The sequence below is a fragment of the Agromyces sp. Soil535 genome, from assembly GCF_001428255.1.
Classification (GTDB): Bacteria; Actinomycetota; Actinomycetes; order Actinomycetales; family Microbacteriaceae; genus Agromyces.
On the sequence record NZ_LMRW01000029.1, the window covers coordinates 169169 to 190796 of the forward strand.

The 21628-nt window shown below is 70.7% G+C and carries 27 protein-coding genes; 23 read left to right on the forward strand and 4 right to left on the reverse strand.

Annotation, left to right across the window (positions count from 1 at the left end):
* Positions 1-108: 108 nt before the first annotated feature.
* From infA to rplQ, 6 genes are all read left to right on the forward strand, one after another.
* Positions 109-330, forward strand: a complete 222-nt coding sequence (gene infA, locus ASG80_RS22505) for a translation initiation factor IF-1 (protein ID WP_021759551.1) — start codon at positions 109-111, stop codon at positions 328-330.
* 67 nt (positions 331-397) lie between these two features.
* Complete coding sequence (rpmJ, locus tag ASG80_RS22510; protein ID WP_056734976.1) at positions 398-511, forward strand: 50S ribosomal protein L36; 114 nt, start codon at positions 398-400, stop codon at positions 509-511.
* 197 nt (positions 512-708) lie between these two features.
* Positions 709-1089 (forward strand): 30S ribosomal protein S13, encoded by a 381-nt coding sequence (gene rpsM / locus ASG80_RS22515; RefSeq protein WP_056734978.1) that lies wholly within the window; start codon positions 709-711, stop codon positions 1087-1089.
* 33 nt (positions 1090-1122) lie between these two features.
* On the forward strand, positions 1123-1521 hold the full coding sequence (gene rpsK / locus ASG80_RS22520; RefSeq protein ID WP_056734980.1) for a 30S ribosomal protein S11: 399 nt from the start codon (positions 1123-1125) through the stop codon (positions 1519-1521).
* Between the two features lie 175 nt (positions 1522-1696).
* Positions 1697-2683, forward strand: a complete 987-nt coding sequence (locus ASG80_RS22525) for a DNA-directed RNA polymerase subunit alpha (RefSeq protein WP_056734983.1) — start codon at positions 1697-1699, stop codon at positions 2681-2683.
* 48 nt (positions 2684-2731) lie between these two features.
* On the forward strand, positions 2732-3274 hold the full coding sequence (gene rplQ, locus ASG80_RS22530) for a 50S ribosomal protein L17 (RefSeq protein ID WP_056734985.1): 543 nt from the start codon (positions 2732-2734) through the stop codon (positions 3272-3274).
* Positions 3275-3341: 67 nt separating this feature from the next.
* Here rplQ and ASG80_RS22535 read toward each other — a convergent pair whose 3' ends face one another.
* Complete coding sequence (locus ASG80_RS22535) at positions 3342-4028, reverse strand: hypothetical protein (RefSeq protein ID WP_056734987.1); 687 nt, start codon at positions 4026-4028, stop codon at positions 3342-3344.
* A gap of 104 nt (positions 4029-4132) precedes the next feature.
* Here ASG80_RS22535 and truA point away from each other — a divergent pair, with 104 nt between their 5' ends.
* The 4 genes from truA (at position 4133) to glmM (ending at position 7553) form a co-directional block, all read left to right on the forward strand.
* Positions 4133-5056 carry a tRNA pseudouridine(38-40) synthase TruA gene (truA, locus tag ASG80_RS22540; protein ID WP_082590898.1) on the forward strand — a complete coding sequence of 308 codons (924 nt, stop codon included), beginning with the start codon at positions 4133-4135 and terminating at the stop codon, positions 5054-5056.
* Positions 5057-5194: 138 nt separating this feature from the next.
* Entirely contained in the window at positions 5195-5641 is a 447-nt protein-coding gene (rplM, locus tag ASG80_RS22545) for a 50S ribosomal protein L13 (protein ID WP_056734989.1), read from the forward strand.
* 43 nt (positions 5642-5684) lie between these two features.
* Positions 5685-6170, forward strand: coding sequence for a 30S ribosomal protein S9 (gene rpsI, locus ASG80_RS22550; RefSeq protein WP_056734991.1), 486 nt, complete (start codon positions 5685-5687; stop codon positions 6168-6170).
* Positions 6171-6191: 21 nt separating this feature from the next.
* Entirely contained in the window at positions 6192-7553 is a 1362-nt protein-coding gene (gene glmM, locus ASG80_RS22555) for a phosphoglucosamine mutase (protein WP_056734993.1), read from the forward strand.
* Between the two features lie 70 nt (positions 7554-7623).
* Here the strand turns inward: glmM and coaA are convergent, their stop codons facing one another.
* Positions 7624-8580 carry a type I pantothenate kinase gene (coaA, locus tag ASG80_RS22560; protein ID WP_056734995.1) on the reverse strand — a complete coding sequence of 319 codons (957 nt, stop codon included), beginning with the start codon at positions 8578-8580 and terminating at the stop codon, positions 7624-7626.
* 79 nt (positions 8581-8659) lie between these two features.
* On the opposite strand from coaA, the gene glmS reads away from it, so the two are divergent.
* The 10 genes from glmS to ASG80_RS22610 all read left to right on the forward strand — a co-directional run bounded on the left by glmS (position 8660) and on the right by ASG80_RS22610 (position 16819).
* Positions 8660-10510 carry a glutamine--fructose-6-phosphate transaminase (isomerizing) gene (gene glmS, locus ASG80_RS22565; protein WP_056734997.1) on the forward strand — a complete coding sequence of 617 codons (1851 nt, stop codon included), beginning with the start codon at positions 8660-8662 and terminating at the stop codon, positions 10508-10510.
* 19 nt (positions 10511-10529) lie between these two features.
* The gene (locus ASG80_RS22570; RefSeq protein ID WP_056734999.1) at positions 10530-10895 is read left to right on the forward strand and encodes a holo-ACP synthase; all 366 of its coding nucleotides are present in this window, start codon (positions 10530-10532) and stop codon (positions 10893-10895) included.
* On the forward strand, positions 10892-12091 hold the full coding sequence (gene alr / locus ASG80_RS22575) for an alanine racemase (protein WP_056735002.1): 1200 nt from the start codon (positions 10892-10894) through the stop codon (positions 12089-12091). The genes ASG80_RS22570 and alr overlap by 4 nt, the downstream gene beginning before the upstream one ends.
* Positions 12091-12597 carry a tRNA (adenosine(37)-N6)-threonylcarbamoyltransferase complex ATPase subunit type 1 TsaE gene (gene tsaE, locus ASG80_RS22580; protein ID WP_056735003.1) on the forward strand — a complete coding sequence of 169 codons (507 nt, stop codon included), beginning with the start codon at positions 12091-12093 and terminating at the stop codon, positions 12595-12597. Before alr ends, tsaE begins: the two co-directional genes overlap by 1 nt.
* A 9-nt stretch (positions 12598-12606) precedes the next feature.
* Positions 12607-13227: a tRNA (adenosine(37)-N6)-threonylcarbamoyltransferase complex dimerization subunit type 1 TsaB gene (gene tsaB / locus ASG80_RS22585; RefSeq protein ID WP_056735006.1), complete on the forward strand. Its 621-nt coding sequence runs from the start codon at positions 12607-12609 to the stop codon at positions 13225-13227.
* Positions 13228-13235: 8 nt separating this feature from the next.
* Positions 13236-13748 (forward strand): ribosomal protein S18-alanine N-acetyltransferase, encoded by a 513-nt coding sequence (gene rimI / locus ASG80_RS22590; RefSeq protein ID WP_235508448.1) that lies wholly within the window; start codon positions 13236-13238, stop codon positions 13746-13748.
* Positions 13745-14797, forward strand: coding sequence for a tRNA (adenosine(37)-N6)-threonylcarbamoyltransferase complex transferase subunit TsaD (tsaD, locus tag ASG80_RS22595; RefSeq protein WP_056735011.1), 1053 nt, complete (start codon positions 13745-13747; stop codon positions 14795-14797). The genes rimI and tsaD overlap by 4 nt, the downstream gene beginning before the upstream one ends.
* Positions 14798-14942: 145 nt before the next feature.
* Entirely contained in the window at positions 14943-15386 is a 444-nt protein-coding gene (locus tag ASG80_RS22600) for a DUF4190 domain-containing protein (RefSeq protein WP_056735013.1), read from the forward strand.
* A gap of 48 nt (positions 15387-15434) precedes the next feature.
* The gene (locus ASG80_RS24815; protein WP_056735015.1) at positions 15435-16184 is read left to right on the forward strand and encodes a DUF4190 domain-containing protein; all 750 of its coding nucleotides are present in this window, start codon (positions 15435-15437) and stop codon (positions 16182-16184) included.
* An 8-nt stretch (positions 16185-16192) separates the two neighbouring features.
* The gene (locus tag ASG80_RS22610; RefSeq protein ID WP_156402029.1) at positions 16193-16819 is read left to right on the forward strand and encodes a DUF4190 domain-containing protein; all 627 of its coding nucleotides are present in this window, start codon (positions 16193-16195) and stop codon (positions 16817-16819) included.
* Between the two features lie 40 nt (positions 16820-16859).
* On the opposite strand, the gene ASG80_RS22615 is transcribed toward ASG80_RS22610, so the two are convergent.
* Positions 16860-18047, reverse strand: coding sequence for a class I SAM-dependent methyltransferase (locus ASG80_RS22615; protein WP_056735019.1), 1188 nt, complete (start codon positions 18045-18047; stop codon positions 16860-16862).
* 130 nt (positions 18048-18177) lie between these two features.
* Here ASG80_RS22615 and groES point away from each other — a divergent pair, with 130 nt between their 5' ends.
* The 3 genes from groES to ASG80_RS22630 all read left to right on the forward strand — a co-directional run bounded on the left by groES (position 18178) and on the right by ASG80_RS22630 (position 21175).
* The gene (gene groES, locus ASG80_RS22620; RefSeq protein ID WP_056735020.1) at positions 18178-18474 is read left to right on the forward strand and encodes a co-chaperone GroES; all 297 of its coding nucleotides are present in this window, start codon (positions 18178-18180) and stop codon (positions 18472-18474) included.
* Between the two features lie 209 nt (positions 18475-18683).
* Positions 18684-19640: an EamA family transporter RarD gene (gene rarD / locus ASG80_RS22625; protein WP_082590926.1), complete on the forward strand. Its 957-nt coding sequence runs from the start codon at positions 18684-18686 to the stop codon at positions 19638-19640.
* 242 nt (positions 19641-19882) lie between these two features.
* Complete coding sequence (locus ASG80_RS22630) at positions 19883-21175, forward strand: ABC transporter substrate-binding protein (RefSeq protein ID WP_056735022.1); 1293 nt, start codon at positions 19883-19885, stop codon at positions 21173-21175.
* Between the two features lie 3 nt (positions 21176-21178).
* Here ASG80_RS22630 and ASG80_RS24780 read toward each other — a convergent pair.
* Positions 21179-21628: IS3 family transposase (locus tag ASG80_RS24780; RefSeq protein WP_156402030.1), on the reverse strand; the 450-nt coding region annotated here is incomplete at its 5' end.

Here is a 21628-nt window from a genome sequence, read left to right on the forward strand (position 1 = left end):
TAGTTGACCCTTGGTGTTTGCACGCCTGCTTCGGCATGCCCGACGAGAGATCGTCGGTTGCGAACACATCGCACGACCAGCATCCCAACTCCAAGCGATAGTGAGGCTATGGCCAAGAAAGACGGCGTCATCGAGATCGAAGGTTCGGTCGTCGAGGCACTCCCGAACGCGATGTTCCGGGTGGAGCTCACGAACGGGCACAAGGTCCTCGCGCACATCTCAGGGAAGATGCGCCAGCACTACATCCGGATCCTCCCCGAGGACCGCGTGATCGTGGAGCTGAGCCCGTACGACCTGACGCGCGGCCGCATCGTCTACCGCTACAAGTAGGGCTGCCGGAAAGTAACGGCCTGCGGCACCCCGCGGGTACGAGGACAGCGAAAACCAAGGAACAACTGTGAAGGTCAACCCCTCCGTCAAGCGCATCTGCGACAAGTGCAAGGTCATCCGCCGCCACGGCCGCGTCATGGTGATCTGCGAGAACCCGCGCCACAAGCAGCGCCAGGGTTGATCGCGCGCGACGCGTGAGCGTCGCGCCTCACCGGCCGCAATACACAACTGAACACCGAATCGGCAACGCCAGAACTCTTCAAGGATCTCGAGACGCGACTTCGTCGCTCCTCGATCCGCGGAGAGGGACACCTCGGGTAGGAGGCCCGGGCACCGGCGCTGCTCCACACCTCCACTTCGAAACAGGAGAAAGCCAACATGGCACGTCTGGCAGGAGTCGACATCCCGCGCGAGAAGCGCGTGGAGATCGCACTGACCTACATCTACGGCGTCGGCCGCACTCGTGCGCTGCAGACGCTGGCGGAGACCGGCATCAGCGGAGACATCCGCGTGAAGGACCTCAGCGACGAGCAGCTCGTCGCCCTCCGCGACTACATCGAGGGCAACTTCAAGGTCGAGGGTGACCTCCGCCGTGAAGTCGCCGCCGACATCCGCCGCAAGGTCGAGATCGGATCCTACGAGGGCCTGCGCCACCGTCGCGGCCTCCCGGTCCGCGGCCAGCGCACCAAGACCAACGCTCGTACCCGCAAGGGCCCGAAGCGCACCGTCGCCGGCAAGAAGAAGCCCGGCCGCAAGTAACCGCTCGTTCGCCAGATTCAGGAGATTTCACACATGGCAGCACCCAAGGCGGCTACTCGCAAGCCGCGCCGCAAGGAGAAGAAGAACGTCGCAGTGGGCCAGGCCCACATCAAGTCGACGTTCAACAACACCATCGTGTCCATCACGGACACGAACGGTGCCGTGATCAGCTGGGCGTCCTCGGGCGGCGTCGGCTTCAAGGGCTCGCGCAAGTCCACCCCCTTCGCCGCGCAGCTAGCCGCCGAGTCGGCCGCCCGCCAGGCGCAGGAGCACGGCATGAAGAAGGTCGACGTCTTCGTCAAGGGCCCCGGCTCGGGCCGTGAGACCGCGATCCGCTCCCTCCAGGCCGCGGGCCTCGAGGTCGGCAGCATCAACGACGTGACGCCCCAGGCGCACAACGGATGCCGCCCGCCCAAGCGTCGCCGCGTCTAGTACTCCACCGTCGGTCGAGTGGGGCGCCTGCGCCCGTATCGAGACCCCCGCAGCATCCGCTGCGCTCGGTACGGCCCCGACGGGCCTACTCGACCGGCATCCGTTCTCTCAACAACTCAAGATCCTCGACCTCGCAGGTGTCATATAGCGGACACCCTGCCGAAAGGAATCCACAGTGCTGATCGCACAGCGCCCGACGCTCACCGAAGAGAACATCTCGGAGTTCCGTTCGCGTTTCGTGATCGAGCCCCTCGAGCCGGGCTTCGGTTACACCCTGGGCAACTCGCTCCGTCGTACCCTCCTCTCCTCGATCCCCGGCGCCGCCGTGACGAGCATCCGCATCGACGGCGTGCTCCACGAGTTCTCGACCGTCCCGGGCGTGAAGGAGGATGTCACCGAGATCATCCTCAACATCAAGAGCCTGGTCGTCTCCAGCGAGCACGACGAGCCCATCACCGCGTACCTCCGAAAGCAGGGCGCCGGTGAGGTCACCGCCGCCGACATCTCCGCTCCGGCCGGTGTCGAGGTGCACAACCCCGAGCTCGTGATCGCCACGCTCAACGACGCGGCGAAGTTCGAGCTCGAGCTCACGATCGAGCGCGGCCGCGGCTACGTCTCGGCCAGCCAGAACCGCAACGAGTACTCCGAGGCCGGCCAGATCCCGGTCGACTCGATCTACTCGCCGGTGCTCAAGGTCACTTACCGCGTCGAGGCCACCCGTGCCGGCGAGCGCACCGACTTCGACCGCCTCGTGGTCGACGTGGAGACCAAGTCGGCCATCTCGCCGCGCGACGCGATCGCCTCGGCGGGTCGCACGCTCACCGAGCTGTTCGGCCTCGCCCGCGAGCTGAACGTCGCCGCCGAGGGCATCGAGATCGGCCCCGCGCCGGTCGACGCCGTGCTCTCGAGCGAGCTCTCGATCCCGATCGAGGACCTCGACCTGTCGGTGCGCAGCTACAACTGCCTGAAGCGCGAGGGCATCAACACGGTGTCCGAGCTCGTCGCCCTGTCTGAGTCGCAGCTCATGAACATCCGCAACTTCGGCCAGAAGTCAGTGGATGAGGTCAAGGACAAGCTCACCGAGATGGGTCTTTCCCTGAAGGACTCCGTGCCTGGATTCGACGGCGCCCACTTCTACACGGGCTTCGACGACGAGAACTAGTCGCCCGCGCCCGCCGCACTGACCCCCCACCACTGGAGATAACGAACCATGCCGAAGCCCACCAAGGGCCCCCGCCTCGGAGGCGGACCCGCGCACGAGCGGCTCCTGCTCGCGAACCTCGCCGCAGCGCTCTTCACGCACAAGCGGATCACCACCACCGAGACGAAGGCCAAGCGCCTGCGTCCGCTCGCCGAGCGGCTCATCACGTTCGCGAAGCGCGGCGACCTGCACGCCCGTCGTCGCGTGCTCGGGGTCATCGGCGACAAGGCGGTCGTGCACGAGCTGTTCGCGATCATCGCGCCCCAGGTCGCCGACCGTGAGGGCGGCTACACCCGCATCACGAAGATCGGCAACCGCAAGGGCGACAACGCCCCCATGGCGGTCATCGAGCTCGTGCTCGAGCCGGTGAGCCCGAAGAAGCGCGCCGCCAAGCCGGCCGCGGCCCCCGCCGCCGATGAGGCTCCCGCCGAGGAGCCCGTCGTCGAGGAGACCGTCGAGACCCCGGCGGAGGCCGCGGACGAGACCGTCGAGGAGACCACGGCCGACGAGGCCGCGGAGGCGCCCGTCGAGGAGCCCGCCGAGGCCAAGTAGGCCTCGAATCGCTCGCGAACCGCCCCGGTGCTGCTGCACCGGGGCGGTTCGCCGTCTCAGCGGGCGGTCAGGCCCGGCGTCCGACGTCGAGGGTGGGACGCACGATGAGGCGGATGGCCAGGGCGATCACCCAAACCCAGAACACGAAGAAGGGGACGATCCAGACCCAGCTTTCCCACACGTAGCGCACGGCGATGAGGCCGATGCCGCTCACGATCGCCCACCAGCCCCACCACGCGGGAAGCGCCCGGCTGGCGACGAGCACCCACCCGCTCGCGATCGCGAAGCTGCCGAAGGCGAGCCATGCGTTCGCGAAGCCGAGGTTCCCGAGGTCGAACGCGAAGGCCGCGAGGCCGGGGTCGATCCCGTCACCGCGGTTGGACGCGGCATCCCAGCTCACGTTGGCGACCCCGGAGGCGCTCGCGAGGACTCCCGAGGCGAGCGCAGCGGTCGAGCGCCACGCGGGCTCGCTCTCGACGCGCCGCAGCAGGGTGGTGAAGGCGACGACGAACCAGAGGAATACCAGCGCGGCGGCGGCGGCCGTGGCCTGGGCCGCCACGACCCACGCGGTGTCGGCGTTGCGGAAGAACGCCGCGGCCTCCTCGGCCGTGGCGTCGAACTGCGGCTCGCCCAGCGACGAGATCGCGATGGTCGGGGCGAAAAGCACCACCACGGCCACCAGGGCGAGGATGCCGGTGGTCCTTGCGAGCCCTCGCCATCGATCGGGCGTACGCGATGCGATGTCTTCGGTCATGGCTGCCCTCCCTGCCGATCCGGCGGTAGGGCGCCTCTCGACTCAGTATGGCGCGGTTCAGGGGTGTTCGGGAGGCCGGCTTCCCGCGGCTCTAGGCTGGGGGCATGCCCGAGCACGAGCCAGTCGCCGTGACGGATGCCGCGGCATCCGTCGTGCGGATCCGACTCGGCATCGCCTACGACGGCACCGACTTCAAGGGCTGGAGCCGCCAGCCGCGGCTCCGCACGGTGCAGGGCGTGCTCGAGGACGCGCTCGCCACGCTGTTCCGACGCACGGGCACCGCGCCGCGACTCATGGTCGCCGGGCGCACGGACGCGGGCGTGCACGCGCTGGGTCAGGTCGCGCACCTCGACGTCGACGAGACCGCGCTCGCCTCGGTGGCGCGGCCACGCCGAGGCCAGGACGCCGACCCGACCCCCGAGGCGGCGCTCGCACGGCGGCTCACGGGGATCCTCGGCGGGGACGCCGACGTCGTGATCACCCACGCCGAGCGCGCGCCGGCCGGGTTCGACGCCAGGTTCTCGGCGATCTGGCGGCGCTACGAGTACCGCGTCGCGGACGCGTCCGCCGTACGCGACCCGCTCGAACGGCGGCGCACGGTGGTCCACGCTTGGCATCTCGACGCCGACGCGATGGATGCCGCGGCCGCGTCGCTCACGGGCCTGCACGACTTCGCGGCGTTCTGCCGCCCGCGCGAGGGTGCGACGACGATCCGCACGCTGCAGGCCTACCGGTGGGAGCGAGCCGGCGGCGGGGTGCTCGTCGCATCGCTCCAGGCCGACGCCTTCTGCCACTCAATGGTTCGTGCCCTCGTCGGCGCGTGCGTCGCCGTGGGGGAGGGGCGACTCGAGGCGGGCGATCCCGAGGCGCTGCTGCACGCCGGCGAGCGCACGAGCGCGTTCAAGGTGATGCCGGCAAAGGGGCTCGTGCTCACCGAGGTCGGCTATCCGGACGACCACGAACTCGAGGCGCGCGCCGCCCAGACCCGGGCACGCCGGGAATTGCACGTCGAAGGCATCGTCGGCTAAGCTAACCCTTTGGTGCCGCCATCTGCGCCGGTACCCGAAGATGAGCCCTCCACCGGGGCGTTCGAAAGCGTGAGCGGGCGAACACTCCACCGGAGCGGGATTCACGAACCCCTCTCTCGATCAGAAAGCAGCACTTCCGTGACGCGCACATACACCCCCAAGTCGAACGAGATCCAGCGCGACTGGGTCGTCATCGACGCGACCGACATCGTGCTCGGTCGCCTCGCAAGCCACTCCGCAGCCCTGCTGCGCGGCAAGCACAAGCCGATCTTCGCGAACCACGTCGACACCGGCGACTTCGTGATCATCGTGAACGCCGACAAGGTGGCCCTCACCGGCCAGAAGCTCGAGCAGAAGAAGGCCTATCGCCACTCGGGCTACCCGGGCGGCCTCAAGGCCGTCGGCTACGCCGAGCTCCTCGAGAAGAACCCCGTCCGCGCCGTCGAGAAGGCGATCCGCGGCATGCTCCCGAAGAACTCGCTCGGCCGCCAGCAGCTGAAGAAGCTGAAGGTCTACGCCGGCCCGGAGCACCCGCACGCGGCCCAGCAGCCGAAGCCCTACACCCTCACCCAGGTCGCCCAGTAACTCCGGCACCCTCGACGTTCTCGAAATAAGGATTCACACCACCATGGCGAAGATCGCAGACCAGATCGAAGCGGCTCCCGAGAGCTTCACGACCGAGAGCACCCCCTCGGCCGCCCCCACCACCCCCCGCCCGGTGCTCAACGTCTCGGGCGCGGCCGTCGGTCGCCGCAAGCAGGCCATCGCCCGCGTGCGCGTGGTCCCCGGCGCCGGCACCATCACGGTCAACGGCCGTGAGTTCGCGGACTACTTCCCCAACAAGCTGCACCAGCAGCTGATCACCGACCCGTTCACGGTCCTCGAGCTCTCGGGTTCGTACGACGTGATCGCCCGCATCACCGGCGGCGGCCCCTCCGGCCAGGCCGGCGCGCTCCGCCTCGCGATCGCCCGTGCGCTCAACGAGATCGACCGCGAGAACAACCGCGCGAGCCTCAAGAAGGCCGGGTTCCTCACCCGCGACGCCCGCGTCATCGAGCGCAAGAAGGCCGGACTCAAGAAGGCCCGCAAGGCGCCCCAGTTCTCGAAGCGCTGATCCGGGTCTCCGGTTCTCCGTATGCCCCGGCTCTTCGGAACCGACGGGGTCCGGGGCCTGGCCAACCGTGAACTCACGGCTGACCTGGCCCTGGGCCTCGCCCAGGCGGCTGCCGCCGTCCTCACCCAGGGACGCCACGCCGACGAACTCCGTGCGGCGGGTCGCCGCCCGGTGGCGGTCGTCGCACGTGACCCCCGCGTGTCAGGCGAGTTCCTCACCGCCGCCGTCGCGGCCGGGCTCGCGAGCTCCGGCGTCGACGTGCTCGACGCCGGTGTCATCCCCACGCCCGCGACCGCGTTCCTCATCGACTCGATCGACGCCGACTTCGGTGTGATGATCTCGGCGTCGCACAATCCGGCGCCCGACAACGGCATCAAGTTCTTCTCGTTCGGCGGCACGAAGCTCCCCGACGAGGTCGAGGACCGCATCGAGTCCTACCTCGGCAAGCAGAAGCTCGCGCCGATCGGCGACGGAGTCGGCCGCATCCGCCGGTTCGCCGACGCCGAGGACCGCTACGTCGTGCACCTGCTCGGCACGCTGCCGAACCGCCTCGACGGCCTCCACGTCGTGCTCGACTGCGCCCACGGCGCGGCCGCCGGCGTGTCTCCCGAGACGTTCCGCGACGCAGGGGCGAAGGTCACCGTGATCGGGGCCGACCCCGACGGCATGAACATCAACGACGGCGTCGGATCGACCCACCTCGACCTGCTGCAGGCCGCCGTGCGCAAGCACGGCGCCGACCTGGGCATCGCCCACGACGGCGACGCCGACCGATGCCTCGCCGTCGACGCCGACGGCAACGTCGTCGACGGCGACAAGATCATGGCGATCCTCGCGGTGTCGATGCACGAACGCGGCACCCTCACCGACGACACCCTCGTCGTCACCGTGATGTCGAACCTGGGCCTTCGCCGCGCGATGGCCGAGCACGGCATCCGCGTGATCGAGACCAAGGTCGGCGACCGCTACGTGCTCGAGGCGCTCGCGGCCGAAGGGCTGGCGCTCGGTGGCGAGCAGTCGGGGCACGTCATCATGACGGAGTTCGCGACCACCGGCGACGGCGTGCTCACCGGACTGCACCTCGCGGCCGAGATGGCCCGTACCGGCAAGACACTGGCCGAGCTCGCCTCGGTGATGACGGTGTACCCGCAGGTGCTCGTGAACGTGCGCGGCGTCGACCACCACGCGCTCGCCGACGACGACGAGATCGCCGCAGCGGTCGCCGCCGTCGAGGTGGAGCTCGGCGAGTCCGGGCGCGTGCTCCTCCGCCCCTCGGGCACGGAGCCGATGGTGCGGGTCATGGTGGAGGCATCCGATCAGGCGACGGCCGAGCGCCATGCCGAGGGCCTCGCCGACGTCGTCCGGGTGCGGCTCACGAACTGAGCGCGCCCGTCTCCCGCTGCTCCCGGACCGCGGGGTGCGCCGACCCGTCGGCTCGTCGGCATCCGATGATTCAGAGCTTGCGCAGCAGCACGCTCGACACGGCGTGGTCGGCGCCCTTGCGCAGCACCAGCGACGCGCGCGACCTGGTGGGCCGGATGTTCTGGAGCAGGTTGGGCTCGTTGATGGTGTGCCAGATCTCGCTCGCCCGCTGGCGGGCCTCGGCCTCGGTGAGGCTCGCGTAGCGGTGGAAGTACGAGCGCGGGTTCGAGAACGCGCCACGCTGCAGCTTCAGGAATCGCTCCTCGTACCACCGGGCGATGTCGCTCGTGCGCGCGTCGACGTAGATCGTGAAGTCGAAGAGGTCGCTCACCGCGAGCCGGTGGCCGGGTCCGGGCGGCTGCAGCACGTTGAGCCCCTCCATGATGAGCACGTCGGGGCGGCGGACCGTGACCTGCGCGTCGGGCACGATGTCGTAGGCGAGGTGCGAGTAGAACGGGGCGCGCACCTCTGCCGCGCCGGCCTTCACCTCGCTCACGAACCGCAGCAGCGCCCGCCGGTCGTACGACTCGGGGAAGCCCTTGCGTGCCATCAGGCCGCGCCGCTCGAGCTCGGCGTTCGGGAAGAGGAACCCGTCGGTGGTCACGAGCTCCACGCGCGGCGTGTGCTCCCAGCGGGCGAGCAGCTCCCGCAGCAGGCGGGCGATCGTCGACTTCCCGACCGCCACCGACCCGGCCACGCCGATCACGAACGGCGTCGACTCGAAGCGTTCGCGCAGGAACTCGCTCGTGACGTTGTGCAGCGACTTTGTGCCGCCGACGTAGAGGTTGAGCAACCGGCTGAGCGGCAGGTAGACCTCGGCGACTTCGCGCAGGTCGAGGGGCTCGCCGAGCCCTCTGAGCTGCACGACCTCGGTCTCGCGGAGCGGCGACGGCATCGACGGGGCGAGGGCCGCCCAGTCCGCCCGGCCGAGCTCGATGAACGGCGAGATCTGCGCGACGTGCGACGACGGGCTCTGCGGATCCGGCACCGTGACAGTCTAGTGTCGGACCCTCGCGAGACGCGGGCACGCGGCAGTCGCCCAGCGCTGCGACACTAGAATCGCCCCTATGTGTGGAATCGTCGGGTACGTCGGAGAGCGCAACAGCATCGACGTGCTCATGGGAGGCCTGCGTCGCCTCGAATATCGCGGCTACGACTCGGCGGGAGTCGCGATCGTCGACGACGACGGTGTCATCGAGACGGCGAAGCGTGCCGGCAAGCTCCAGGTGCTCGCCGACGACCTCGAGGCGACCCCGCTGCACCACGGCGGCACCGGCATCGGACACACCCGCTGGGCGACGCACGGCGGCCCCACCGACAGGAACGCGCACCCGCACCTCGGCGACGACGGTCGCCTCGCCCTCATCCACAACGGCATCATCGAGAACTTCGCCGAGCTCAAGGACGAGCTCCTCGCCGAGGGCTTCTCCTTCGAGAGCGAGACCGACACCGAGGTCGCCGCCGTGCTGCTCGGCCGCGAATACCGCCGCATCGGCGAGCTCACCGAGGCGTTCAGGGCCACGGTCACCCGCCTCGACGGCGCGTTCACGCTGCTGGCCGTGCACCGCGACCAACCGGGCGTGGTCGTCGGCGCCCGCCGCAACTCGCCGCTCGTGATCGGGCTCGGCGAGGGCGAGAACTTCCTGGGGTCGGATGTCGCGGCCTTCGTCGAGTACACCAAGCGCGCCGTGGCCATCGGCCAGGACCAGATCGTCACCATCACCGCCGACGGGGTCACGGTCACCGACTTCTCGGGCGATCCCGTCGAGGTCGAGCCCTTCGACGTCGCGTGGGACGCGTCCGCCGCAGAGAAGGGCGGTTGGTCCTCCTTCATGCGCAAGGAGGTGTCGGAGCAGCCCGAGGCCGTCGCGAACACGCTGCGCGGCCGCGTGATCGGCGGCCAGGTCACGATCCCCGAGCTCGCGTCGTTCGGCGACGACGAGCTCCGCGGCATCCGTCGCATCACCGTCATCGCGTGCGGCACGGCCGCCTACGCGGGAATGGTCGGCAAGTACGCGATCGAGCAGTGGGCCCGAGTTCCGGTCGAGGTGGAGCTCAGCCACGAGTTCCGCTACCGGGAGCCGGTGCTCGACGACGGCACGCTCGTGGTGTCGATCAGCCAGTCCGGCGAGACGATGGACACGCTGATGGCGGTCAAGTACGCCCGCGAGATGGGCGCCCGCACGATCTCGATCTGCAACACGCAGGGCGCCACCATCCCGCGCGAGTCCGACGCGGTGGTCTACACGCACGCCGGCCCCGAGGTCGCCGTGGCCTCCACGAAGGCGTTCGTCGCGCAGATCGCCGCCCTGTACCTGTTCGGCCTTCATCTCGCCCGCGTGCGGGGCACCCTCTCCGAGGGCGAGCTCGCCGCCCAGCTCGCCGAGCTGCAGGCCGTGCCCGAGAAGCTCGAGACCGTCCTCGGCCAGGCCGAGCGGGTCGAGCAGCTCGCGCACTGGATGGCCGACACGCGCTCGGTGCTGTTCCTCGGCCGCCACGTGGGGTACCCGATCGCCCTCGAGGGCGCGCTGAAGCTCAAGGAGCTCGCGTACATCCACGCGGAGGGCTTCGCGGCCGGGGAGCTGAAGCACGGCCCGATCGCGCTCATCGAGCCGGGACTGCCCGTGTTCGTGGTAGTGCCGAGCCCGCGAGGGTCGGCGAACCTGCACCCCAAGGTCGTCTCCAACATCCAGGAGATCCGCGCCCGCGGCGCCCGCGTGATCGCGATCGCCGAGGCGGGGGATGCCGCGGTGCTGCCGTTCGCCGATGAGGTGCTGCGCATCCCGCTGGCCGCGCCGCTGTTCGAGCCGCTCCTCGCGGTCGTGCCGTTGCAGGTGTTCGCGATGGAGCTCGCGCAGGCGAAGGGCCTCGACGTCGACCAGCCCCGCAACCTCGCCAAATCCGTGACGGTGGAGTGACCAGGAGGCAGGAGGCGCCGTGATCGTCGGGATCGGCATCGACGTGGTCGACATCGTTCGCTTCGAGCGTTCGATCGTCCGGACACCGGCCCTCATCGAGCGGTTGTTCGCCGAGAGCGAACGCGATCGCCCCGCTCGCTCGCTCGCGGCCAGGTTCGCCGCGAAGGAGTCGCTCATCAAGGCCCTCGGCGGGCACGCGATCATCCGCTGGCACGAGATGCAGGTCGTGCAGGACGTGGAGGGCAACCCCGACTTCGAGCTCTCGGGCGGACTCGCCGAGCACATGCGCGCGCTGGGCATCGACCACGTGCACCTCTCCATGAGCCACGACGCGGGCATCGCGAGCGCCTTCGTCGTGCTCGAATCGAACCGGGGCGCCGCGTGAGCACGGATCCGCGTTCCGTCGCGCCGGCACCGGATGCCGCACGGCGCCCGTTCCGCGAGGCGATCATCGACCTCGACGCCATCGAACGCAACGTGCGCACGCTCGCGGATCGCGTCGCACCCGCCGAGGTCATGGCCGTCGTGAAGGCGAACGCCTACGGACACGGCGCGGTCGAGGCGGCGCGTGCGGCGCTCGCGGGCGGCGCGACCCGGCTCGGCGTCGCGGACCTCGACGAGGCCCTCGAGCTCCGGGCCGCAGGCATCGAGGCGCCGATCCTCGCCTGGTTGCACGACCCGGTCGCCGATTTCGCGCACGCGCTCGACGCCGAGGTCGAGATCGGGGTCTCGAGCCTCGAGCAACTCGAGCGGGTGGCATCCGCAGCCGATTCGGCGCGCGTCGCGCGCGTGCACCTCAAGGTCGACACCGGCCTCAGCCGCAACGGGATCCCCGAGGCCGGTTGGTCAATGGCCGTCGCACGCGCAGCCGGGCTCGAGCGCGCCGGTCGGATCTACGTGGTCGGCATCTTCAGCCACTTCGCCAACACGTCGCGCGACGTCGACGAGGCACAGCTCGCGGTGTTCGAGCGTGCGCTCGCCGCGGCTGCAGACGCAGGACTCCGCCCATCCACCCGGCATCTCGCCTCGTCGGAGCAGGCGATCCGCGACCCCCGGGCGCGATACGACGCCGTCCGCATCGGCATCGGCATGTACGGGCTCACGCCGTTCGGCGACGGCACCACGTGCACCGACCTGGGGCTCACGCCGGCGATGACGCTCCGCACGCGCGTCGCCACGGTGCGCCGGGTCGCGCCCGGCACGGGCGCCTCGTACGGGCACATCTGGCACGCCGATCGCGCGACGACGCTCGCGCTCGTGCCGCTCGGCTACGCCGACGGCATCCCCCGGCATGCTTCGGGCGGCGGCGCCGAGGTGCTGCTCGCCGGTGCGCGTCGGCCCGTGGTCGGACGGGTCGCGATGGACCAGTTCATCGTCGACGTCGGCGACGCCGCCGTCGACGCCGGCGACGAGGTCGTGGTGTTCGGCGACCCCGCGACCGGCGCGCCCACGGCCGACGAGTGGGCTGAGGCATCCGGCACCATCGGGTACGAGATCGTCACCCGGATCGGCCCGCGCGTCACGCGCAGCTACGTCGGCGGCCGGCCGCCTGGTCCACCGCCCGCGCGGGACGGCGCGTGATGCGCGTCGACGCCCCCGACCCCGCCGCGATGGAGGCGTTCGGGCGGGTGCTCGCGGAGCGGCTCCGCGCTGGAGACCTCGTGCTGCTCACCGGCCCGCTCGGCGCAGGCAAGACCACCCTCACGCGGGGCATCGGAGACGGCCTCGGCGTGCGCGGCCCCGTGCAGAGCCCCACCTTCGTGCTCGCCCGCACGCACCCCAACCTCGCCGGCGGACCGCCGCTCGTGCATGTCGACGCCTACCGGCTCGACAGCGCGACCCTGCTCGACGACCTCGACCTCGACTTCGATCACTCGGTCGTCGTGGTCGAGTGGGGCGTCGGCCTGCTCGAAGGGGCGAGCGAGTCCTGGCTCGAGGTCGTGATCGAGCGGCCGGAGGGGGCACCGGCCGAGGCGGTGACGGACGCCGCCGACGCGGAGCACCTCGGCGCCGATGAGCCGCGCGTGCTCGACGTGCGCGGGTACGGCCCGCGGTGGGCGGGGACCCCCTTCGGGGCCGCCCAGTAGGCTGGATCCATGCTCCTCGCGATCGACACCTCGACGGGCACGAGTGTCGCCGTCGTCGACCGCGACGGCGGCATCCTGGCCGAGACGGGCACCGATGACACCATGCGGCACGCCGAGGTCGTGGGTGGGTTCATCCGCGACGCGCTCGCCGGCGCCGGGGTACGCGCCCGCGAGCTGTCGGGCGTCGCGGGTGGCATGGGCCCCGGCCCGTTCACCGGCCTGCGCGTCGGCATCGCGGCCGCACACGCGTTCGCGCTCGGCATCGGCCGGCCGTTCGTGCCCGTCGCGAGCCACGACGCCGTTGCGTGGTCGTGGTACCACGACGGCGGATCCGGTCGCCTCCAGGTCGTCACCGACGCGAGACGACGCGAGTTCGCGGTCTCCGACTACGACGGTCTCGACGGCGACGGCCTGCCGGTGCGCGTCGACGGCCCGTCGCTCAGCCCGCGCGACGACGTGCCGCCCACGACCGGGATCCGGTTCGACGCGCACCTCGTGCCAGCGGGTGCCGTCGGCATGCTCGCGGAGCTCGCGTTCGCAGCACGACGACTGCCCATCGCCGAGGACGCCCCGCTCTACCTGCGTGCACCCGATGTGACGCCCTCGGCCGGGAAGCGGGTGCTGCGATGAGCGTGCTGATGCGACGCGCGAAGGTCGACGACCTCGATGCGATCATGCGGCTCGAGCGCGCGACGTTCGTGAACGACGCGTGGTCGGAGGAGGCCATGCGCCGCGAGCTCGAGGGACCGCACGGCTACTACCTCGTCGCCGTCGACGATGAGGCAGAGGACCCCGAGCGGCGACTGCTCGGCTACGCCGGGCTCCGGGCTCCGGCGGGCAGCGGCCAGGGCGACATCCAGACCATCGCCGTGGCGCCGTTCGTACGCGGCGTCGGACTCGGGCGCGGGCTCATGCACGCCCTCATCACGCAGGCGCGCCGCCGCCACGTCGCGGAGCTCTTCCTCGAGGTCAGAGCCGACAACCCCATCGCGCGGGCGCTCTACGACTCGCTCGGCTTCGTCGAGATCGGCGTGCGCCGCGGCTACTACCAGCCCGACGACGTCGACGCGATCGCGATGCGGCTCGAGGTGCCTGCGGCGGTCACGCGGCCTGCGGCATCGGATGCGGCATCCGACCGGGGCAGCGCATGAACCGCGCCACTCCGCTCGTGCTGGGCATCGAGACCTCGTGCGACGAGACGGGGGTCGGCATCGTGCGCGGAACGGCCCTGCTCGCGAACGTGATCGCCTCGTCGATGGAGGAGCACGCGCGCTACGGCGGCGTCGTGCCCGAGGTCGCCGCACGCGCGCACCTCGAGGCGCTCGGGCCCACGATCTCCACGGCACTCGACGAGGCCGGCGTCGAACTCGCCGACGTCGACGCCGTCGCCGTGACGAGCGGGCCCGGCCTTGCCGGCGCGCTCATGATCGGCGTCGGTGCGGCGAAGGCGCTCGCCCTCTCACTCGAGCGTCCCATCTATGCCGTCAACCACCTCGTCGGCCACGTCGGGGCCGACCTCCTCGACGACGAGGACCCGCTCGAGACCCCGACCGTGGCGCTCCTCGTCTCGGGCGGGCACACGTCGCTCCTGCTCGTGCGCGACCTCGTCTCCGATGTGGAGCTCCTCGGCGAGACGATCGACGACGCGGCGGGCGAGGCGTTCGACAAGGTCGCCAGGCTCCTCGGCCTGCCGTACCCCGGCGGCCCCGAGATCGACCGCGCGGCGATCGGCGGCGATCCGGCCGCGATCCGCTTCCCGCGCGGGCTCACGCAGCCGAAGGACCTCGAGCGCCATCGCTACGACTTCAGCTTCTCCGGGCTGAAGACCGCGGTCGCGCGCTGGGTGGAGCAGCGCGAGGCGGCGGGCGAGCCGGTGCCGCTCTCCGACGTCGCCGCGAGCTTCCGCGAGGCGGTCGTCGACGTGCTCGTCGGCAAGGCGGTGGCCGCGTGCCGCGACCTCGGCGTGCCCCGCCTCCTGCTCGGCGGCGGCGTCGTGGCGAACGCCCGGCTCCGCGAGGTCGCCGAGGAACGCGCGGATGCCGCGGGCATCGCGCTGCGGGTGCCGCCGCTCTCGCTCTGCACCGACAACGGCGCGATGATCGCAGCGCTGGGTGCGCAGCTCATCATGGCGGGCCACGGTCCGTCCGGACTCGGCTTCGGCGCGGATTCGACGCTGCCGGTCACAGATATCCAGGTCTGACCGGGCGCGTCGAAGGCTGTGCACGGCCCACCCGCCGCGATAGTGTGTGCAACGTAGACAGCGGATGCCGCGAATGCGCGCGCCGCCGCCGGCGGCGTGGGGCCGCGGCGACCACTGAGTCCACAGCATCGAGGGGAAACCGACCGTGACCGATCCGAACCTTCCCGAGCAGCCCGGCGCCTCCGTTCCGCCGGCCTCCCAGCCCGTGCCGCCGCCCGCACCCGGACCCGCTCCGGCCTACGGCCAGCCTGCTCCGGCCTACGGCCAGCCCGCTCCGGCCTATGGCCAGCCCGCTCCGGGCTACGGCCAGCCCGCCGGTCCCAAGACCAACACGCTCGCGATCATCTCGCTCGTCGCATCGATCGCCGGCATCGTCATCCTCTGGGGTATCGGCTCGATCGCCGGCGTCATCTGCGGCCACATCTCGCTGAGCCAGATCAAGAAGACCGGCGAGCAGGGCCGCGGCATGGCGGTCGCAGGCCTCATCGTCGGCTACATCGGCATCGCCCTCGCGATCATCGGCACCATCATCGCGATCGCATTGAGCGCGTGGTTCGTTGCGAACTACGGGACGATGACGAACTACTGAGCCGACCCACTGCCACCTCGAACCGAGCACCGAAAAGGGCGTACCGCCATGAGTGATCCCAAGAACCCGGACGAGCCGAACGTCCCCGAGGAACCCGTCGTTCCCGTCGAGCCCGACCAGCCCGTCGTGCCCCCGGCACCCGAGGAGCCCACGGTTCCCTCGGAGCCCGAGCCGACGTTCCCGGCCCCGGCGGAACCGCCGACGCCCGCAGAGCCGTCGACGCCCGAGGTGCCGGCCGCGCCCGGCAGCCCCGAGGTCCCGTCCGCGCCCGAGCCGCCCGCAGCGCCGGTTCCTCCGGCGCCGCCCGCTCCGGCGGCGCCGGCCGCGCCTCCGAGCTACGGCGCGGCGGCGACGCCGCCTCCGCCGTACGGTGCGCCGGCTGCGGCGGCGGCGCCTGGCACCGACGGCGGCTCGCCCTACGGCGCACCGCAGCCCGGGTACGGGGCGCCGCAGCAGCCCGGCTACGGCCAGCCGGGGTACGTCGCGCCCGCGTACGGCACGACGCCCGCCAAGCCCACGCCCGTCTTCAGCCTGATCTCGCTCATCGCGGGCATCGTGGGCCTCGTCGGGTTCTTCGTGGTGTTCATCCCGATCGTGGGCGGCGTCATGCAGCTGATCATCCCGGCCGCGGCCGTGGTGCTCGGCTTCGTCGGCAGGAAGAAGGAGCCGGCGGCGAAGGGGATGTGGCTCACGGGCATCATCCTCGGCTTCGTCGGCATCGCGATCGCGCTGCTCTCGATCGTCTTCTGGAGCATCGCGTTCGCGACACTGCCCGGGTACTACGACTACACGTACTGAGGCGAGTGATGTCCGATCGTGAGGGGGTCTCGCCCACGGGCGGGGCCCCCGAGCGTTCACCCCGGGGCGACGCGCCGCCTGGGGTGGAACCCGTCGACGCGGAGCCGACCGCGGTGGAGCCCGTCGCTGAAGGCCCGGCCGGGGTCGAGCCCGTCGATGCGGGTCCTCAGGCGGTGGGATCGCCCACGAATGGCGCGGTCGACGAGGTGCCCGAAGAGGCGCCGGTCGAAGCGCCCGCCGAGCCGACGCTTCGTGCGGATCCCGCGGTCCGGGAGTTCGAGGTGCCGTTCGACACCGGCGAGCTGCGCACGCTGCCCACCGGCCAGCTCCTCGTGGTGCACCGGCCCGAACTCCGTGCCGAGGCATCCGCCGCCGTCGAGGAGGACACGCAGCGGCGTGTCTACAGCTGGGTCGCCGCGGTCGTCGGCGTGATCGGCGCCGCCGCGTCGCTCTTCGTGGGGTGGATGCTGCCGCTGTCGATCGCGGCCATCGTGTTCGGCGTGCTCGGCCTGCGCCGCGAGGAGGAGGGCCGCAACCTCGCCTTCGTGGGCATCGGCACCGGCATCGCCGGTCTCGTGTTCGCCGCCGTGTGGATCGGATACTACGCGATCGTGTTCGGGGCGCTTCCGCACTGAATCGGAGCTCCGCCGCAGCGTCCGGCGCGCCGTGGTGCGCTCAGATGCGCTCGACGAGGAGCGCCACGTGCCGACCCTCCTCGCGCGTGAGCACGATCGTCGCGCGTTCGTCGCCACGGAGCTTCAGGCGCGTGCGGAGGGCGGCCGGGTCGACATCGACACCGCGCTTCTTGATCTCGAGCGTGCCGACGCCGCGGGCCGCGAGGGCCTGCCGGAGTTGTCGTTCATCGGCCGGGAGCCGTTCGACCACGCGGAACCCGCGTGCGAACGGCGAGTCGAACCGGGCGTCGGCGGTGAGGTACGCGATGCCGTCGCTCAGCATCCAGGCGCCGTTGGCACGTGCCAGGTCGCCGATGAGACGCGCACGGATCACCGCGCCGTCAGGCTCGTAGAGGTAGTCGCCGAGCGGGCCGACCGGGGCGTCCTCGCTGTCGGCGGCGGCCGTGAGCTCCGCCGCGCCGTCGTCGCGGATCACGAGCGCCGCGCGACCGATGCCGGGCCGCGCGACGGCGCCCTGCCAGACCGCGAGCTCGACCACATCGCCGTCGATCGACACCCACTGGGCCTCCGCGCCCGCTGGCACGACTCCGCGGTCGGTGCCCGGCCCGAGCTTCATTCCGACCGGCATGCGCTCCGCCAGCCCGAACGCGAAGTCCAGGCTGGGGGAGTAGTCCGCGGCATCCGCGATCCGCCGGGTCGTGCCGCCCGACGTCGTGCGTCGTGCCGGGTCGAGCCAGGCGCCGCCGATGCCGCCGAGCGGCACCTCCTCGGCGCGGGCGTGCAGGACGCGCACCTTCGGGAAGGGCGTGAGGTTGTACGCCGCGATGGCCGCAGTGACCTCGTCGGCGTCGGCCGCCGTGACCTCCAGGTCCACCGCGGCGAGGGCGAGGGCGTCACCGCCGATCCCGCAGCCGAGGTCGGCGACGTGCCGGATGTCGGCACGCGCGAACCGGCCGGCGTGGAGGGCCGCGACCCTGAGCCGGGTGGCCTGCTCGAGGCCCGCCTCCGTGAAGAGCATCCGCGAGGCGAACTCGCCGAACTTGACGACCGCCTTCGCGCGGAGCTTCGACTGGCTGAGCACCGTGGCCACGAGGCCCGGCGGGTGGCCCTGTCGGCGCAGCTCGGAGACGATGCGCACGATGTCACCCTTGGAGTCCCACACGGGCAGCGAGTCGAGCAGCCGGAGGCCCTCGGGCGAGAGGAGTTCGACGAGCTCGGCGCGGTCCACCCGGCCACGCTAGCACCCGCCGTGGGGAGCTGGCACTCACATTGCACGAGTGCCAAATCGCGCCTAGACTCGGCTTAGCACTCTCGCAGTGAGGCTGCTAAACCAGTCTTCGTCAAGAAAGAGGTCAACCGTGTCGGTTTCCATCAAGCCGCTCGAGGATCGCATCGTCATCAAGCAGGTCGACGCAGAGCAGACCACCGCGTCGGGTCTCGTGATCCCCGACACCGCCAAGGAGAAGCCCCAGGAGGGCGAGGTCGTGGCGGTGGGCCCCGGGCGCATCGACGACAACGGCAACCGCGTCCCGCTCGACGTGGCGGTCGGCGACAAGGTCATCTACTCGAAGTACGGCGGCACCGAGGTGAAGTTCGGCGGCGAGGACTACCTCGTGCTGTCGGCCCGCGACGTGCTCGCGGTCGTCGTCCGATAGCCGACACGCGCTCATCCGAGGCCCGGACGCCCCTGCGGCGTCCGGGCCTCGTCGCGTCCGGGCGGTCGCGGCCGGCCACAGCCGCTCGGGCCGGGGTCGACGCGGTGGCGCGGCAGGCCGGATGTCGACGACGATCGACAGCCCGCCGGCTCTCGAACGTGGGGGGCCGGGCGTAGTCTGAGCGGGTGTCAGCCCGTCCGGAAACCGTGATCCCCGGCTCGACCTCGAACGCCGCCCCGGTGAGCCGCTCCGGCCTCGCCTTCGCGATCGGAGCCTATGGGCTGTGGGGGTTCCTCCCGGTCTACTTCATCGCGCTGGAGCCGGCGGGGCCGTTCGAGATCGTCGGATGGCGCGTGCTGCTCTCGCTCGTCTTCTGCGTGCTGCTCATCACCGTGACACGTGCATGGCGGCCCTTCGCGGTGCTCATGCGCGACCGCCGTGTCGTGCTCACGATGGGGCTCGCGGGCGTGCTCATCTTCGTGAACTGGCAGACGTACGTCTATGCGACGCTCACCAACCAGGTCGTCGAGGCGGCACTGGGGTACTTCATCAACCCGATCGTCACCGTGTTCCTCGGGGTCCTCGTGCTGCGCGAGCGGTTGAACGTCACCCAGTGGGTCGCCGTGGGCATCTCCATCGTCGCGGTCGTCGTGCTCGCGTTCGGCTACGGCCAGCTCCCCTGGATCGCCCTCGTGCTCGCCTTCTCGTTCGGGTTCTACGGGCTCATCAAGAAGCGCGTCGGCCCGAAGGTCGATGCGGTGTCGGGGCTCACCCTCGAGACCGCGTGGCTCGCGCCGCTCGCGATCGTCCAGCTCGTCGTCGTCGCGATGACGACCGGCCTCACGATAGGAACCGTCGGCCCGTGGCACACGGTGCTGATGCTCATGGCGGGCGTGGTGACGGCGGTACCGCTCCTGTTGTTCGCGGCCGCATCGCGACGCCTCCCCCTCATCTACATGGGCTTCATCCAGTACTTCGCGCCGTTCATCCAGTTCCTCGTCGGCGTCGTCGTGCTGCAGGAGCCGATGCCGCCCGAGCGATGGATCGGCTTCGGCCTCGTCTGGCTCGCCCTCATCGTGCTCACGTTCGACCTCGTGCGTGGGGCGCGGACGGCGCGACGGGCCGGCGCGGAGCCGATCGACGAGCCGATCGAGGAGCCGATCTGAGCGCGCCGGAAAGGCCCCGACCGGCTGACGGCGGCCACGCGCGATCCGCGCGTCCACCGGCCCGGACGCGACGATTCCGTGCGCGACCATGCACGAAGGTGTCGGCAAGGTAACGATTCCCGGGGTGTTACACGGTTGTGACCGCGGTGACTTGTTTCAGCCATGGGGGCGGAATACTGTCAAACAACGGCGTCACCATGGCGCTGCATTGTGTACCAATTCCTTCAGTCCCAAGGAGCAACATGAGCGTATTCGCGAAGGCCTCGGCCAAGCGCTCGGCTCGCGCAGCCTGGACGGGTCTCGCCATTGCTGGCGTGAGCACCCTCCTCCTCTCTGCGTGCGCCACGGGCGGCACCGAGCCGACCGAGACGGAAGAGCCGGCTGACGCCGGTGACGCCCTTCCCGTGGAGGCCGGCGAACGTGACCTGAGCCTCACGATCGGTTCCCTTCTTCCGCAGAGCGGCAGCCTCGCGTTCCTCGGCCCGCCCGAGGAGGCCGGTGTGGCGCTCGCGTTGGAGGACATCAACGCCGCCGACCTCGGAATGACGGTCGAGGGAATCTTCCGCGACTCCGGCGACACCACCACCGACATCGCCACCGTCTCCGTGACCGACCTGCTCTCGCAGGGCGTGTCGGCGATCGTCGGTGCCGCATCGTCGGGTGTCTCGTTCACGGTCATCGACCAGATCACCGCGGCGGGCGTCGTGCAGATGTCCCCGGCGAACACCTCCCCAAGCTTCACCGACTACGAGGACAATGGGCTGTACTTCCGCACGGCCCCGTCCGACATCCTCCAGGGTGAGGTGCTCGGCACGCAGATCGCCGCCAGCGGTGCGTCGACGCTCGGCCTGCTCGTGCTGAACGACCCGTATGGCACGGGTCTCGCCGAGAACGCGAAGGCGGCGTTCGAGGCGGCGGGCGGCGAGGTCGTGGCAGAAGAGCTCTTCAACACCGGCGACTCGAACTTCGACTCGCAGCTCTCGACCATCAACGCCGCGAACCCCGACGCCGTCGCGGTCATCACCTTCGACGAGGCCAAGGTCGTCGTTCCCGCGCTCGTCGGCTCGGGCTACCCCGGCGACCAGCTGTGGTTCGTCGACGGCAACCTGGCCGACTACAGCGCGGACTTCGCGCCCGGCCTCATCACCGGTGCGAAGGGCACGCTGCCCGGTCTGTACGTCGGTGAGGGCGACTTCCGCGAGCGCCTGCTCGAGATCGACCCTTCGCTGACCGACTTCAGCTACGCGGGCGAGTCCTACGACGCGACGATCCTCATCGCGCTCGCTGCCTACGCGGCGAACAGCACCGAGGGCACCGACATCGGTGAGTACCTCCGCCAGGTCTCCGGAGGCACGGGCGATGGAGAGAAGGTCGACTCCTTCGCCGACGCCGCCGCCCTGCTCGCTGAGGGCGAGCAGATCGACTACGACGGTCAGTCCGGTCCCATCACGCTCGATGAGAACGGCGACCCGACTGAGGCGACGGTCAGCATCTACGAGTACGGCGACGACAACAAGTACAGCTACGTCGAGTAGTCGTCACACTTCGCACTGCAGAAGGGCCCCGGCCGAAGCCGGGGCCCTTTCGCGTGCCCCGCTCCGCGCCCTGCCGTCGCGGAGAAAGGAATGGATGCACGCCGTGCGGCATCCGGAGCAGGCGCTGCCCGCCGAGGCGTTGGGATTCCTGTTCCAGACGCTCGCTCGGCGGCGCCGTATCATCCTGAGGCGGCCCACCCCGAGCCGGATCGGGCGGACAAGGGTGTGCCGGGCATCACCGTCCGGCAACACTCGAGGAGCGGTGGACCGGGACCATGCGAGCGGACACGGCGAAGGGGGCGGATGCCGCGGCTGAACTGGTCCCCGTTTGTTGGACTGGCCGAGTAGGAGCCTAAGSCCCTTGAGCTTTGTCGACACCCGCTCGGTGTTGTACCAGTGGATGTATTCGTCGAGTGCGGTGGTGAACTCGTCGACGCTGTCGAACTGGTCGTG

Excerpts from the sequence above, each read along its gene's own strand:
- infA (WP_021759551.1), top strand. The coding sequence starts at position 109 with ATGGCCAAGAAAGACGGCGTCATCGAGATCGAAGGTTCGGTCGTCGAG.
- rpsM (WP_056734978.1), top strand. The coding sequence starts at position 709 with ATGGCACGTCTGGCAGGAGTCGACATCCCGCGCGAGAAGCGCGTGGAG.
- rpsK (WP_056734980.1), top strand. The coding sequence starts at position 1,123 with ATGGCAGCACCCAAGGCGGCTACTCGCAAGCCGCGCCGCAAGGAGAAG.
- rplQ (WP_056734985.1), top strand. The coding sequence starts at position 2,732 with ATGCCGAAGCCCACCAAGGGCCCCCGCCTCGGAGGCGGACCCGCGCAC.
- ASG80_RS22535 (WP_056734987.1), bottom strand. The coding sequence starts at position 4,028 with ATGACCGAAGACATCGCATCGCGTACGCCCGATCGATGGCGAGGGCTC.
- truA (WP_082590898.1), top strand. The coding sequence starts at position 4,133 with ATGCCCGAGCACGAGCCAGTCGCCGTGACGGATGCCGCGGCATCCGTC.
- rpsI (WP_056734991.1), top strand. The coding sequence starts at position 5,685 with ATGGCGAAGATCGCAGACCAGATCGAAGCGGCTCCCGAGAGCTTCACG.
- glmM (WP_056734993.1), top strand. The coding sequence starts at position 6,192 with ATGCCCCGGCTCTTCGGAACCGACGGGGTCCGGGGCCTGGCCAACCGT.
- glmS (WP_056734997.1), top strand. The coding sequence starts at position 8,660 with ATGTGTGGAATCGTCGGGTACGTCGGAGAGCGCAACAGCATCGACGTG.
- tsaE (WP_056735003.1), top strand. The coding sequence starts at position 12,091 with ATGCGCGTCGACGCCCCCGACCCCGCCGCGATGGAGGCGTTCGGGCGG.
- tsaB (WP_056735006.1), top strand. The coding sequence starts at position 12,607 with ATGCTCCTCGCGATCGACACCTCGACGGGCACGAGTGTCGCCGTCGTC.
- rimI (WP_235508448.1), top strand. The coding sequence starts at position 13,236 with ATGCGACGCGCGAAGGTCGACGACCTCGATGCGATCATGCGGCTCGAG.
- tsaD (WP_056735011.1), top strand. The coding sequence starts at position 13,745 with ATGAACCGCGCCACTCCGCTCGTGCTGGGCATCGAGACCTCGTGCGAC.
- ASG80_RS24815 (WP_056735015.1), top strand. The coding sequence starts at position 15,435 with ATGAGTGATCCCAAGAACCCGGACGAGCCGAACGTCCCCGAGGAACCC.
- ASG80_RS22610 (WP_156402029.1), top strand. The coding sequence starts at position 16,193 with ATGTCCGATCGTGAGGGGGTCTCGCCCACGGGCGGGGCCCCCGAGCGT.
- ASG80_RS22630 (WP_056735022.1), top strand. The coding sequence starts at position 19,883 with ATGAGCGTATTCGCGAAGGCCTCGGCCAAGCGCTCGGCTCGCGCAGCC.